Origin of the sequence: Rahnella victoriana, from assembly GCF_021276285.1 — a bacterium.
GTDB classification, from domain to species: Bacteria; Pseudomonadota; Gammaproteobacteria; order Enterobacterales; family Enterobacteriaceae; genus Rahnella; species Rahnella victoriana.
Map to the genome: position 1 here is coordinate 2,175,820 of NZ_CP089919.1, position 12,675 is coordinate 2,188,494.

Annotated in this window: 15 protein-coding genes; 7 read left to right on the plus strand and 8 right to left on the minus strand. The window is 49.3% G+C overall.

The window, feature by feature from the left end:
• Positions 1-109: 109 nt before the first annotated feature.
• On the minus strand, positions 110-373 hold the full coding sequence (gene yhcN / locus J9880_RS10080; RefSeq protein ID WP_095923674.1) for a peroxide/acid stress response protein YhcN: 264 nt from the start codon (positions 371-373) through the stop codon (positions 110-112).
• Between the two features lie 441 nt (positions 374-814).
• A complete protein-coding gene (argR, locus tag J9880_RS10085; RefSeq protein WP_095923673.1) occupies positions 815-1,285 on the minus strand; it encodes a transcriptional regulator ArgR in 471 nt (156 codons plus the stop codon).
• A 468-nt stretch (positions 1,286-1,753) separates the two neighbouring features.
• On the opposite strand from argR, the gene mdh reads away from it, so the two are divergent.
• Positions 1,754-2,692 (plus strand): malate dehydrogenase, encoded by a 939-nt coding sequence (mdh, locus tag J9880_RS10090; RefSeq protein ID WP_095923672.1) that lies wholly within the window; start codon positions 1,754-1,756, stop codon positions 2,690-2,692.
• A gap of 45 nt (positions 2,693-2,737) precedes the next feature.
• On the opposite strand, the gene J9880_RS10095 is transcribed toward mdh, so the two are convergent.
• A complete protein-coding gene (locus J9880_RS10095) occupies positions 2,738-3,010 on the minus strand; it encodes a helix-turn-helix domain-containing protein (RefSeq protein WP_095923671.1) in 273 nt (90 codons plus the stop codon).
• Between the two features lie 654 nt (positions 3,011-3,664).
• Here J9880_RS10095 and J9880_RS10100 point away from each other — a divergent pair.
• Positions 3,665-4,024, plus strand: coding sequence for a DNA-binding protein (locus J9880_RS10100; RefSeq protein ID WP_095923670.1), 360 nt, complete (start codon positions 3,665-3,667; stop codon positions 4,022-4,024).
• A 51-nt stretch (positions 4,025-4,075) separates the two neighbouring features.
• On the opposite strand, the gene ispB is transcribed toward J9880_RS10100, so the two are convergent.
• Entirely contained in the window at positions 4,076-5,047 is a 972-nt protein-coding gene (gene ispB, locus J9880_RS10105; protein ID WP_095923669.1) for an octaprenyl diphosphate synthase, read from the minus strand.
• Positions 5,048-5,306: 259 nt separating this feature from the next.
• Between ispB and rplU the strand changes: the two genes are divergently transcribed.
• From rplU to cgtA, 4 genes are all read left to right on the plus strand, one after another.
• Entirely contained in the window at positions 5,307-5,618 is a 312-nt protein-coding gene (rplU, locus tag J9880_RS10110; protein WP_013573804.1) for a 50S ribosomal protein L21, read from the plus strand.
• 18 nt (positions 5,619-5,636) lie between these two features.
• On the plus strand, positions 5,637-5,894 hold the full coding sequence (gene rpmA / locus J9880_RS10115; protein WP_013573805.1) for a 50S ribosomal protein L27: 258 nt from the start codon (positions 5,637-5,639) through the stop codon (positions 5,892-5,894).
• An 85-nt stretch (positions 5,895-5,979) separates the two neighbouring features.
• Positions 5,980-6,936 carry a DMT family transporter gene (locus J9880_RS10120; RefSeq protein ID WP_232770398.1) on the plus strand — a complete coding sequence of 319 codons (957 nt, stop codon included), beginning with the start codon at positions 5,980-5,982 and terminating at the stop codon, positions 6,934-6,936.
• A 33-nt stretch (positions 6,937-6,969) separates the two neighbouring features.
• Complete coding sequence (gene cgtA / locus J9880_RS10125; protein ID WP_095923667.1) at positions 6,970-8,142, plus strand: Obg family GTPase CgtA; 1,173 nt, start codon at positions 6,970-6,972, stop codon at positions 8,140-8,142.
• Between the two features lie 72 nt (positions 8,143-8,214).
• Here the strand turns inward: cgtA and pmrB are convergent, their stop codons facing one another.
• The 3 genes from pmrB to dacB are packed head-to-tail and all read right to left on the minus strand — an operon-like array spanning position 8,215 to position 11,419.
• A complete protein-coding gene (pmrB, locus tag J9880_RS10130) occupies positions 8,215-9,306 on the minus strand; it encodes a two-component system sensor histidine kinase PmrB (protein ID WP_095923666.1) in 1,092 nt (363 codons plus the stop codon).
• On the minus strand, positions 9,303-9,965 hold the full coding sequence (pmrA, locus tag J9880_RS10135; RefSeq protein WP_232770399.1) for a two-component system response regulator PmrA: 663 nt from the start codon (positions 9,963-9,965) through the stop codon (positions 9,303-9,305). The genes pmrB and pmrA overlap by 4 nt, the downstream gene beginning before the upstream one ends.
• 20 nt (positions 9,966-9,985) lie before the next feature.
• On the minus strand, positions 9,986-11,419 hold the full coding sequence (gene dacB, locus J9880_RS10140) for a serine-type D-Ala-D-Ala carboxypeptidase (protein ID WP_095923664.1): 1,434 nt from the start codon (positions 11,417-11,419) through the stop codon (positions 9,986-9,988).
• Positions 11,420-11,700: 281 nt separating this feature from the next.
• Here dacB and greA point away from each other — a divergent pair, with 281 nt between their 5' ends.
• Complete coding sequence (greA, locus tag J9880_RS10145) at positions 11,701-12,177, plus strand: transcription elongation factor GreA (protein ID WP_095923663.1); 477 nt, start codon at positions 11,701-11,703, stop codon at positions 12,175-12,177.
• A gap of 180 nt (positions 12,178-12,357) precedes the next feature.
• Here greA and yhbY read toward each other — a convergent pair whose 3' ends face one another.
• Positions 12,358-12,654, minus strand: a complete 297-nt coding sequence (gene yhbY / locus J9880_RS10150) for a ribosome assembly RNA-binding protein YhbY (RefSeq protein ID WP_095923662.1) — start codon at positions 12,652-12,654, stop codon at positions 12,358-12,360.
• Positions 12,655-12,675 lie beyond the last annotated feature (21 nt).

The following is a 12,675-nucleotide window of genomic DNA, read 5'->3' on the forward strand; positions in this document are numbered from 1 at the left end:
CAGGCGCGCGTAAAGCGGGCGGGAACGTGATGAGGCAGCGACAAATCCGTCTTATTGCGCAATGCGCGGACCCGAGTCATTCAGGCCCTTCGCTTCGTTTACCTGAGACTTATTGGTAAATTTCCGCAGTAGCGTGGTAGTTACCTTCTTCACGTACTTCGATCACGCGGAAGGCTTTGGCACCCTGTGCATCGGCTTTATCAGACAGTGCCTGACGGATATCAGAAGGGGCACCGGCAACGCCGCTGACGCTGATCATACCGCGTGGTTGCATATTTGCTGCTTGTTCCTGACTAACAGGTTGTGCTGCAAAAGCGCCAAATGACAGTGCAGAGAGAATGCTTAATGTTGCGATTGTAGTTTTAACGTTCATGATTTTGACCTCGTCGATTTTATTATGTTGGTAATGTCCGGTGCTTCACACCACGGAAATGAGTATACATCTAGTCACTCGAAATATTAATAGTTTGCTAATAGTTATTTGGGTGGTTATGTGTGTCCTATTTGTATTTTTAATAACTAAAAGGAATAAAAAATGGCTATTAAGTGTTCTTTTTGTGTTAATTTTTCGTAAAATCAATAGATTGAGTGAATTTGACTATTTGTGCTCATTTTTGCAGTGAATCACATCGTTGAAATATTTATGTGACGGGAATGCGCGTGTTGTGAAGATCGTTAACAGTGGATCTGACGTGTCTGACGGCATTGAGGGACATAAAAGAACGGAAGGGCGGAAGAGGAATGAGGCCAGAAACGTGATTCTTCTGACCTCAGGCACAGAATGAAAGCGTGAGGACGGGCAAAATAACTGAGATTACAGTTCCTGCTCAAACAAACTCAGGATCGCATCATGAAGTTGTTTGACGCTAAAGCCGCGTGCAGGCGTGGTGAAGATCGTATCGTCACCGGCGATGGTGCCGAGGATCCCTTCGGATTTCCCCAAAGAATCGAGCAAACGCGCGATCAGCTGTGCGGCACCCGGACTGGTTCTGATCACCACAACGGCGTCGTTATAATCAATATCCAGAACCAGATTTTTCAGCGGACTGGTTGTTGTCGGCACACCAATTTCAGCCGGCAGACAGTACACCATTTCCATTTTGGCATTACGGGTTCTTACGGCACCGAACTTGGTCAGCATCCGTGAGACTTTTGACTGATTGATATTTTCGAAACCGTCATCCTGAAGTGCGACAACAATTTCGCCCTGAGAACTGAATTTCTCTTCCTTCAACAGCGCCTTGAAGGCTTTGATCAAATCTTCCTGTTTAGCAGGATTACGCATTTTGCACCCTGGTCTCTGTATCGTTGTTGGGTTGATTATGCAGATAATTGCATTTTTATGCAACACGGGTCAACGACGCAGATCGCGAATTCTGCATCCAGCAAGGAATGTCAGCGTCATGCTTTACAGCAGCAGGTAATGAATATGCCAAAATTGTGCATTGCCTGTTACTTCGGGTGCGCAACGGGCGGTTTGGCTGATGATCTCGATTCAGCTCTCACATTAGAGCGAATTTAACCATTTATTAACCTGGTGGGTTTTGTGGTGCTACTTTTAATGGTGTAGCTTCCCGACAAAAAGCCATAAAAGACAGTAAAAAGGTGACGTTAGAGAGTTTATTTACTTTCTAAACGACCCACCTCAGATTCTCTGCAAGTGAGCGATTGTTTTTAACAGCATAAGTGATTAAGGTCACACTAAAAATAAATCCACGACACTTATAAGTTAATGATAAAAAAGGAGTATAGGATGAAAGTTGCAGTTCTAGGTGCTGCGGGCGGTATCGGTCAGGCCCTCGCACTTCTGCTCAAGACCCAGCTACCTTCCGGTTCCGAACTCTCATTATATGATATCGCGCCGGTTACTCCGGGTGTCGCCGTCGATCTCAGTCATATCCCGACTGCGGTCAACATTAAAGGGTTCTGTGGTGAGGATGCCACCCCGGCGCTGGAAGGCGCTGATATCGTCCTGATTTCCGCAGGTGTGGCGCGTAAGCCGGGAATGGATCGCTCCGATCTTTTTAACGTAAACGCCGGGATCGTCCGCAATCTGATCCAACAGGTTGCCACGACGTGTCCAAAAGCCTGCATTGGTGTGATCACCAACCCGGTCAATACCACCGTGGCGATCGCGGCTGAAGTCCTGAAGAACGCGGGCGTATACGATAAAAACAAACTGTTTGGCGTCACCACGCTGGACGCCATTCGCTCAAATACTTTTGTGGCTGAACTTAAGGGTAAACAACCCGAAGCGATCGACGTGCCGGTGATTGGCGGCCATTCCGGCGTGACCATTCTGCCTTTATTGTCTCAGATCCCCGATGTGTCATTCAGTGAAAGCGAAATCGCTGCGCTGACCAAACGTATTCAGAACGCCGGAACGGAAGTGGTGGAAGCCAAAGCCGGTGGCGGTTCTGCGACCCTGTCGATGGGTCAGGCTGCGGCGCGTTTCGGTTTATCGCTGGTACGTGCCATGCAAGGCGAAAGCAATGTTGTGGAATGTGCCTATGTGGAAGGTAAAGGCGAATATGCGCGATTCTTCGCCCAGCCCGTCCTGTTAGGTAAAAATGGTATCGCAGAGCTCATCGATATTGGCAAGCTCAGCGCCTTTGAACAGCAGTCACTGGATTCAATGCTGGATATCCTGCGTAAAGATATCGAGCTGGGTGAACAGTTTATTAATCACTGATTTTTGCAATAAAGCCGCCGGATACCTGGCGGCTTTTGCTTTCTGCTAATCGTGTTTTTCTCCTGGTACGCGGCAACGGCGCTCAATAATCTGAAACGTCTTCGGGTCATAGTAACGGCTTGGCCAGATAAGCGAAGGGTGTATGCCCAGCGCGCCTGCAATCAGGATTTCGCCTTTCGGCCATGGTCGTGATAGCGCATTAGAAAGTGTGGAAGAACTCAGCCCCGCAGAGCGTGATACCGCTGCAAGCGTGGTGCCTTTTTTTCTCAGTGCGGCAATGATGTCCGCCTGATGCCAGTCCTCAGTCCTTATCGTCATGATGTCATCCTTATCAAAATGGGTTTCACTCGTTCATTTTTAAAATATCGGTTATGAGATCTTTTTCTCCATTTATATATATTCCATCAATGTTTCCTAAAAATCTTCATTTGCCTTATTTAGAAAATACCTTCTTCTTATAATTAAGACAAACAAGTAAATTAATTTTGATTTTTGTGATTCATGACTATGTATCATTATTTTTTTGAACAAAATTAAAATGAACCCTTTAATGGCATGCTGTTTTTTCGATCAAATGCATTTCCTATATCAATGAGTTATCTTTCATTGTGTTATTTCGATAATGTTTAACGACGCTGTTTTTTCTGATTTAAAGTGGGAATGCATGTTTCTCTTTGTTTTATAAGAATTTTTAATTTAATCTGCTTTTGAAATTTTTATTTCTTTCTGAATAATGGTTTTTAATGAACTCATCAGCGTGTTGATAAACATTATTCATGGAAGCTTTTAAATACAGCTGTAGACTCATTCCTGAAAATTGAATATCTTCTTTCTGTTAATAGACGTTTCTCTAACTGGCTCGTGTTAATCTCCTTTTTAAATAAATACGCATTTATAGAAAGTAGCGGGATTAACGACATAGATTTATAACAACGATCTTTCTTATGGGTATGTAAGAAAACAAGGAATGTTATGAAAAAAGAGTGGTTTGCAGCAAAGGAATTAATTGGAAAGCAAGGTCTCCCGACGTCTACACAAGGTGTGCATGGAATGGCTCGCAGGTTATGCTGGATTAAACGTCGCAGAAGAGGTGTACAAGGGCGCGCGGTGGAATATCACATCGACAGTTTGCCTGGAAATACCGCGGCGACGTTGGCGATGAATGAACATTCCGCGGAGTATGTGTATACGTCTCATCAGGATCCGCTGGCGATCTGGATCGAAAGTTATAAGCAGTTGAAGGAACCTGAACGGGAAACGATGATCTCGTTTATTGTGCGGGAAGGGGTATCGGAAATACTGAACAGGTTACGTAAGCCTGACGAGACCTAGCTGATGAAACCCTGTCGTGCCTGCGAATATCTGCAAGCACGACAGGAAGCATCAGAAATCGCGTTTTACAGCCATATGCGCCAGACCTTCCAGCGCAGCGCGATAATCTGATTCCGGCAGCACCTGAAGCGCCTGTATGGCTTTATCGGCTTCTTGCTCAGCACGCTGGCGGGTATAGGTCAGAGACCCCCACTGATGCATGGCGGCAAGGACCGGTTCAAGTAAATGACGACCATTACCTTCTTCGATAGCTTTACGGATCATGGCAGATTGCTCAGCATCACCATGCTGCATCGCATGCAACAGGGGCAACGTCGGTTTCCCTTCATCAAGGTCATCGCCGGTGTTTTTGCCTAAGGTTTCACCATCCGCGTCATAATCGAGTAAGTCATCAATCAGCTGGAACGCGGTGCCCAGATAACGGCCGTAATCCTGCAACGCGGCGATCTGCTCACTGTTCCCGCCAGCCAGCATGGCAGAGGCTTGCGATGCGGCTTCAAACAAACGCGCGGTTTTGCTGTAGATCACCTGCAAATAGCTTTCTTCGGTAATGTCCGGGTCATTGCAGTTAATTAATTGCTGCACTTCCCCTTCGGCGATCACATTCACCGCTTTGGCCATGAGGGCCAGAACAGGCAGTGATTCCAGATCCGTCATCATCTGGAAGGCGCGGGTGTAGATAAAGTCACCAACCAGCACGCTGGCAGCGTTGCCAAATGCAGCATTCGCTGTGGCTTTCCCACGGCGCATATCTGATTCGTCAACCACATCATCATGAAGCAGCGTCGCGGTATGAATAAACTCAATCAGCGCGGCGACTTTTATGTGTTTATCGCCTTCATAGGATAGTGCTTTGGCGGCCAGTACTGCTATCATCGGGCGGATACGTTTGCCGCCGCCACTGATGATGTAATATCCCAGTTGATTGATGAGAGAAACCTCTGAATTCAACTGTTCAAGGATGGATGCGTTGACTGCAGCCATATCGTCCTGGGTAAGATCAATAATCTGTTCTAGGTTCATTGTGTTTTTTCAGCTGTTGTTCTCTTCACCGCAATGAGGTCTGGCTCACATTGGCACATGGCGCTAACTGTAAAGGGGATTGTACTTGAAAAACAGTGTAGATAAATGACAACGGAAGAACTGCGCTTTTTTTCTTCTTTTGTGGTCATTGTGCTCTTGTCTTATGCTGATTTTTTGCGTAGAATTCGCGCCCTATTGTGAATATTTATAGCGCCCTCTGGACTATACAAAGTTGAGTGCGCGGAAAGCGGAGTTTTATATGTACGCGGTTTTCCAAAGTGGTGGTAAACAACACCGTGTCAGCGAAGGACAGACTATTCGTCTGGAGAAGCTGGACGTTGCAACTGGCGAAGCTATCGAATTCGATCAGGTTCTGATGATTGCAAACGGTGAAGAAATCAATATCGGCCTGCCTTTAGTGGCTGGCGGTGTAATCAAAGCAGAAGTCGTTGCTCACGGTCGTGGCGAAAAGGTCAAAATCGTTAAGTTTCGTCGTCGTAAACACTATCGTAAGCAGCAGGGCCACCGTCAGTGGTTCACTGACGTTAAAATCACCGGCATCAGCGCTTAAGATTAGGAGAGCGGAACAATGGCACACAAAAAGGCTGGCGGCTCCACACGTAACGGTCGCGATTCAGAAGCTAAACGTCTGGGCGTAAAACGCTTTGGCGGCGAAGCAGTACTGGCAGGCAGCATCATCGTTCGTCAGCGCGGCACTAAATTCCACGCTGGTATCAACGTGGGTTGCGGCAAGGACCACACTCTGTTTGCTTTGGCTGACGGTAAAGTCAAGTTCGAAGTTAAAGGCCCGAAAAACCGTAAGTACATCAGCATCGAAGCTGAATAAGTTTTTCGCGTCTTAGTAAATAGATGTAAGCCCCGCAATTCGTTGCGGGGCTTTTTACATTCTGGTTAGCCCATTCTGGCGGGATATGGACACGAAATCGCAGGCACCCATCGGTATTCTGTTAGCACTGATCACTGCGATGAGTTGGGGGTCTTTACCCATTGCCATGAAGCAAGTGCTGGTGGTGATGGATCCCTTTACCGTGGTTTGGTATCGGTTTTCAATGGCTGCGGTGGTGCTGGGGTGTATTCTGGCTGCGAAACGCAGACTGCCACCTAAAGCGATTTTTAACCGTCCGCGCTGGCTGATCTTAGTGCTGATTGCGACCTGTGGATTGCTGGGGAATTTTGTCCTTTTCAGCTCTTCCCTGCAATTTCTCAGCCCGACGGCGTCGCAGGTCATCGGCCAGCTGTCTCCTGTCGGTATGATGGTGGCCAGCGTGATCATCCTGAAAGAAAGGATGCGGGTTACGCAGGTCATTGGCGCCAGTATGTTATTTTTCGGGCTGATATTATTTTTCAATACCAGCCTGATTGAGATATTTACCCGACTGACGGATTACACCCTGGGTGTGATTTTTGGTGTCGGGGCAGCAACGGTTTGGGTGATTTACGGCGTGGCGCAAAAGGTTCTGCTCCGCCAACTGGCTTCACCGCAAATCCTGTTTTTGCTGTACACTTTATGTTCTATCGCATTGCTCCCGCTGGCCAGCCCGGCGGTGCTTTCACAGCTCAGCGGCTGGCAGTTTGCCTGTCTGTTGTTTTGCGGCGCGAATACCTTAGTAGGATATGGCGCCTTAGCGGAAGCGATGGCGAGATGGCAGGCGGCTCAGGTCAGTGCTTTAGTGACACTAACCCCGCTGTTTACCCTGCTATTTTCAGATTTATTGGCACTTGCCTGGCCTGACTTTTTTGCTGCACCAGTGCTTAATTTCATTGGTTATCTTGGGGCATTTGTGGTGGTGGCGGGTGCAATGTTTTCCGCAATTGGCCATCGATGGTGGCCACGTCGGACAGAGCAAAACCTGGTAGCTAAACTTTAGCTGCCCGGCGAATGATTTACGGAGACGGTACAAATGAAGTTTGTTGATGAAGCCACGATTCTGGTTGTGGCCGGTGATGGCGGTAACGGGTGCGTCAGCTTCCGCCGCGAAAAATACATTCCACGTGGCGGTCCTGACGGCGGTGACGGTGGCGATGGCGGCGATGTTTACCTGCTTGCTGATGAAAACCTCAATACGCTGATCGATTTCCGCTTTGTGAAATCTTATCGTGCTGAGCGCGGTACTAACGGTCAGAGCAGCGACTGTACCGGTAAACGCGGTAAAGATATCACCATTAAAGTGCCTGTCGGAACGCGTGTTCTTGACCAGAGCACCGGCGAAGTTCTGGCCGATATGACCCAAAACGGTCAGATTAATATGGTGGCTAAAGGCGGTTTCCACGGGCTGGGTAACACCCGCTTCAAATCATCCGTGAACCGTTCACCACGCCAGAAAACCATGGGCACCAAAGGTGAAGAGCGCGATATCGCTCTTGAACTGATGTTGTTAGCCGATGTGGGTATGCTGGGTCTGCCGAATGCCGGTAAATCGACGTTTATCCGTTCTGTCTCTGCGGCAAAACCAAAAGTCGCGGATTATCCGTTTACCACACTGGTGCCAAGCCTGGGTGTGGTGCGTATGGATCACGAGCAGAGCTTTGTGGTTGCTGACATCCCGGGTCTGATCGAAGGGGCTTCTGAAGGCGCGGGCCTCGGTATCCGCTTCCTGAAACACCTTGAGCGCTGCCGCGTTCTGTTGCACCTGATTGATATTGCTCCGATCGATGAATCTGATCCGATCGAAAACGCCAAAGTGATCATCAACGAGTTGCAACAATACAACGCCAAGCTGGCCGAAAAGCCGCGCTGGTTAGTGTTCAACAAAGTTGATTTGATTGAGAAAGAAGAAGCGGAAACACGTGCTAAAGCGATCGCTGAAGCTCTGGGCTGGGAAGGTAATTATTATCTGATCTCCGCAGCTAACCGTGAAGGCGTTAATGCCCTGTGCTGGGACGTGATGAAATTCATCAACGAAAACCCTAAACACATGGCGATTGAAGAAGCGGCACCAGAGAAAGTTGAGTTCATGTGGGATGACTATCACCGTGAACAACTGGCTGAAGTGGAAGCTGAAGCTGATGACGACTGGGATGATGACTGGGACGAAGATGATGACGAAGGTGTCGAAATCATCTACGAACGTTAATCCCTGACATTCGCGTTCCATCGCTAAACAAAAGGCTGCCTCTGGCAGCCTTTTTGCTTTCTGTGACCCGCGTTAACGGGTGTCGGGGGAAAGTGTCAGTGAGCTTTGCAGCGCGACATCCGGCAGCCAGCATTGTGCGCTAAGCCCCGTGTGACCACTGCGGTTACGCAATGTCAGCGTACCACCATGCAGATGGGCAATCCGCACCACAATATTCAGGCCCAGACCGCTGCCACCATAACGCTGGTCGACACGCTTGAAAGCCTGCGTCAGTTCACTGGCTTTGGTTTCATCAATACCCGGGCCAGCGTCGTCAATCTGGATGAGAAAACCCTTTTCCTGCGGCGCAATCGACAGGGTGATGTCGCTGTTTTCCGGACCATAGCGGTAAGCATTTTCCACCAGATTGCGCACCATCAGCCTCAGCAGCACCGCATCGCCCTGAATTTCAGCCCGGGGCGGCAGGTGTATTTGCAAGTTCTGGCCGCGTTCACTGAGCATTTCACCCAGTTCTTCTTTGAGCGGTTCAATGACGTTATTGACCAGGTCAACCTGCTGATATTCGCCTTTAGCAAAATTCTGTCCGGCACGGGCGAGCATGAGCAATTGCTCGATGGTATGCATGAGCGAATCGATGCGGCCAATCAGCGTATCGCTGCCTTCCACGCCTTTTTGTTGCATGATTTCCAGATGCAGCCGGACGCCAGCCAGCGGCGTACGCAATTCATGCGCGGCATCGGCGGTAAACAACCGTTCCTGTTGAATGGTGCTGGAGAGGCGCGAAAAAAGCTGATTGAGGGCGTTGGTGACGGCGACGACTTCCCTGATTTCGCTGTTCAGCGGCAGAGGCGAAAGATTGTCGGCCGAGCGGGTTTCCAGTCGTTTTTGTAACTGATTGAGAGGACGAATAATCCAGCTGATTGCCCAGAACGATAACACCAGCGTGATGCTCATCATCAGCAAAGAAGGGGCGATCAGCGAAGCAATGGCTTCAGCAATTTCCTTTTCAACATGCGCGTTGCGGACTTTGGCCGACAGTGTGTCATTCACCAGCAGGTTAATTTGCTCCTGACTTTCATGCCACAGCCAGAAAATACTGGTCAGTTGCGTCACGAACAGGATCAGGGCCAGCATAACCAGCAGGCGGCGACGCATACTGGTCATACGGGCATTTCCAGACGATAGCCGATGCCACGCACCGTCCTGATCACTTCTTTACCCAGTTTCTTGCGCAAATTATGGACATGCACTTCAAGCGTGTTAGATCCTAAATCATCCTGCCAGGTGTAGAGATCTTGCTGCAGCAACTCGCGGTTGACGGTCTGCCCGGCGCGCATCATCAGGCGTGATAAAATGGCGAATTCTTTTGGCGTGACTTCTACCGGCGCGTCGTCGAGATAGGCTTGTTGCGAGGAAAGATTGATTTTCAGGTTGCCGACGGCGATCAGATTGTCACTTTGTCCCTGATAGCGGCGGATGAGTGCACGAACCCGTGCCTGCAATTCAGCCAACGCGAAAGGTTTAATCAGGTAGTCATCGGCACCCGCGTCCAGTCCATCAACCCGGTCTTCAAGCGCATCACGGGCGGTCAGGATCAGCACGGGCAGGGAAACAGCCTGACGTCGCCACTGACGCAGCAAGGTTGCGCCATCTTTATCTGGCAATCCTAAATCAAGGATCACCAGACTGTACTGGCTGGTTTGGATTAGGCTTTGCGCCTCGGCCGCCGTCGCTGCGCAGTCGCAGGCATAATTGTCACTGGTAAGTGCCAGCATTAATCCCTGCCGTAAAAGTTCATCATCTTCAACTATCAGCAGTTTCATCGTCTGGCACTTCTCCGTGTTTAATTATTTTGGTAGATATCCCTGTAAAGACGGCTTTCAAAGCGTACCAGCGGTGCCCGCCGTGTACGTTGATCTTCAGGGGGAACGGCATAGCCTGAGAGGAACTGAACAAAGGCCATACGCTGTCCGCTGGCTGTGGTGATAAAACCGGCAAGGTTATAGACACCTGACAGTGAGCCGGTTTTCGCCGACACTTTGCCGTCAACACCTGCCTCATGAAGACCGCCGCGATACTGCAGGGTGCCATCATGACCCGCCAGTGGCAGCATCGAGATAAAATCTAACTCTTTATCATGCTGGGCGATGTACTGAAGCACCTGCATCATGGTGGCAGGAGATAACAAGTCATGGCGTGAAAGACCGGAGCCATCAACCTGAATCGAGTTACCTAAATCCACGCCTGCTTTCTGACGCAAAATCTGACGCACAGCATCTGAACCGGCACGCCATGTTCCCGGCACGCCAAAACGCTGATGACCGATGGTCCGGAAGACGGTATCGGCGATCATGTTGTCCGATTTCTTCAACATCTGATGAAGCAAATCATGCAGGGGCGCTGACTGTGTTTGTGCGAGAACGGTACCGGCCGGCGTCTGCTGTGTCTGGCGTTTCAGCGTGCCATCAATCTGAATATCTGCCTGCAACAGCTCGTCTTTCAAAATCGCACCGGCATAACTGGCGCCGTCCTGAATGGCGAAGGCTAAGGGTAAAGGCTCGCTGCGCTGGGTCAGGCAACCGGTGAGCGTATAGCGGTTGAATTCCCCGGGAACGACGTCCAGTTCACAGTATTGTGCATCCGGAGAGCCTTTTGCCAGCGTGCGTACTTCACTGAACATGTGCACCGGATAGTAAGACGCGACGCGGATAAAAGCATTTTCATCCGGTTTTGGCGCGCTATACAGAGATACTGAGAAACAGTTACGGTCAACAATGGCGGCGGCTGGCGGGGCGCTGAAACACTGGGTGATGTCATTCCACGGCCAGCCGGGGGCTTTATCATGGCTGGCGAACACCGAGGTGTTAATCACCACATCCCCCGTGATTTCCTTCACACCCTGCTTTTTCAGCATGGCAACCATATTGCGAATATTCTGGCGTTTCAGCGTCGGATCACCGGAAAAACGCGCCACCAGATCCCCTTTGAGCACACCATCAGAAACGGAGCCCGGGGTTTCAAGGGTCGTCGTGAACCGGAAATCAGGCCCCAACTGTAACAGGGCTGCCAGAGCGGTCAGAATCTTCATCGTACTCGCCGGCAGCGCCATCTGGGTGCCGTGGTAATCGATCGCAGGCGCAGGCGCGCCAATTTTCTGTACCAGCACAGCCAGATTCGTGCCGTCTGGCAGATATTCTGTGTAATTTTCGATCTGAGCCGCATTTGTATTCAGAACAAACGCGCATGCTAATCCACTGACAATTCGTAAAAAACGCATTATTTTGAGTAAAGGCTCTGGGTAACGGCAGGATAATGTGGTGCCATACTACGATGCTACGAACCCAGGCGCAACGTGGCTGAAAGTAAACGATGATCCTCAAGGAACTCTACGTTAAAATACGAATCAAATTGCAAAATGATTCCTGGCCTGGTGGCAACCCCGGGTGAGGTTTTTTTTGTTTTTCGCCAGAGAGTCGGTCAGAAGAGCTGGCTTAATTTCTTACCTGATTCAATCAGGACGGTGTTTACCGAAAGGACCAAGTTAGAGGTAATAAATATATGAAACCGATTCCGATGACATTGCGTGGCGCAGAAAGATTACGTGAAGAGCTGGACCATTTGAAAAGCGTCCGTCGCCCGAAAATCATTGCTGATATCGCGACCGCACGTGAACACGGCGATTTAAAAGAGAATGCTGAATACCATGCTGCGCGTGAACAGCAGGGTTTTTGTGAAGGTCGTATCCAGGAAATCGAAGCCAAGCTGTCGAACGCTCAGGTGATCGATGTGACTAAAATGCCTGCCACTGGCCGGGTCATTTTTGGCGCCACTGTGACCGTGATGAATCTGGACACTGACGAAGAACAGACTTACCGCATCGTGGGCGATGACGAAGCAGATTTTAAGCAAAATCTGATTTCTGTGAATTCCCCGATTGCACGTGGTTTGATCGGGAAAGAGCAGGATGACGTCGTGGTGATCAAAACGCCTGGCGGCGATGTCGAGTTTGAAGTATTAAAAGTCGAATACCTCTAAAATCTGCATTAAAAAGGGCGAAACGTGATGTTTCGCCCTGTAATTCGCACATTCATGCAGTGAATCACTTCACAGTAAATTGAAAACTAAAGTAAAAAGGCCTGTTCAGACCTTTCCATGAACGTGATTTCGTGGCACCTTTCCGAAAATCTACAGCGCTTTTCGTTAAACCTTAACGCATTAACGCGGTAAGATAATTTTGCGGTCTTCGGTGGAAGGGCGATAAAGTACCAGCATATTGCCGATGACTTGCACATTACACGCCTTGGTTTCACGCACGATTGCGTCTACGATCAAGGTCTTCGTTTCGCGTTCTTCTGCCGCGACTTTAACTTTGATCAGTTCGTGATGTTGCAGCGCCTGTTCAATTTCGGCCAGCACACCTTCAGTCAGGCCGTTGTTACCCAGCATGACAACCGGTTTCAGTGGATGTGCCAGACCTTTCAGGTACTGTTTTTGTTTATTGTTAAGATTCATCGTCTTTTTTGCTTAAGTTGG

Coding starts and splice junctions, on each gene's coding strand:
- yhcN (WP_095923674.1), bottom strand. CDS start 373: ATGAACGTTAAAACTACAATCGCAACATTAAGCATTCTCTCTGCACTG.
- argR (WP_095923673.1), bottom strand. CDS start 1,285: ATGCGTAATCCTGCTAAACAGGAAGATTTGATCAAAGCCTTCAAGGCG.
- mdh (WP_095923672.1), top strand. CDS start 1,754: ATGAAAGTTGCAGTTCTAGGTGCTGCGGGCGGTATCGGTCAGGCCCTC.
- J9880_RS10095 (WP_095923671.1), bottom strand. CDS start 3,010: ATGACGATAAGGACTGAGGACTGGCATCAGGCGGACATCATTGCCGCA.
- J9880_RS10100 (WP_095923670.1), top strand. CDS start 3,665: ATGAAAAAAGAGTGGTTTGCAGCAAAGGAATTAATTGGAAAGCAAGGT.
- ispB (WP_095923669.1), bottom strand. CDS start 5,047: ATGAACCTAGAACAGATTATTGATCTTACCCAGGACGATATGGCTGCA.
- rplU (WP_013573804.1), top strand. CDS start 5,307: ATGTACGCGGTTTTCCAAAGTGGTGGTAAACAACACCGTGTCAGCGAA.
- rpmA (WP_013573805.1), top strand. CDS start 5,637: ATGGCACACAAAAAGGCTGGCGGCTCCACACGTAACGGTCGCGATTCA.
- J9880_RS10120 (WP_232770398.1), top strand. CDS start 5,980: ATGGACACGAAATCGCAGGCACCCATCGGTATTCTGTTAGCACTGATC.
- cgtA (WP_095923667.1), top strand. CDS start 6,970: ATGAAGTTTGTTGATGAAGCCACGATTCTGGTTGTGGCCGGTGATGGC.
- pmrB (WP_095923666.1), bottom strand. CDS start 9,306: ATGACCAGTATGCGTCGCCGCCTGCTGGTTATGCTGGCCCTGATCCTG.
- pmrA (WP_232770399.1), bottom strand. CDS start 9,965: ATGAAACTGCTGATAGTTGAAGATGATGAACTTTTACGGCAGGGATTA.
- dacB (WP_095923664.1), bottom strand. CDS start 11,419: ATGCGTTTTTTACGAATTGTCAGTGGATTAGCATGCGCGTTTGTTCTG.
- greA (WP_095923663.1), top strand. CDS start 11,701: ATGAAACCGATTCCGATGACATTGCGTGGCGCAGAAAGATTACGTGAA.
- yhbY (WP_095923662.1), bottom strand. CDS start 12,654: ATGAATCTTAACAATAAACAAAAACAGTACCTGAAAGGTCTGGCACAT.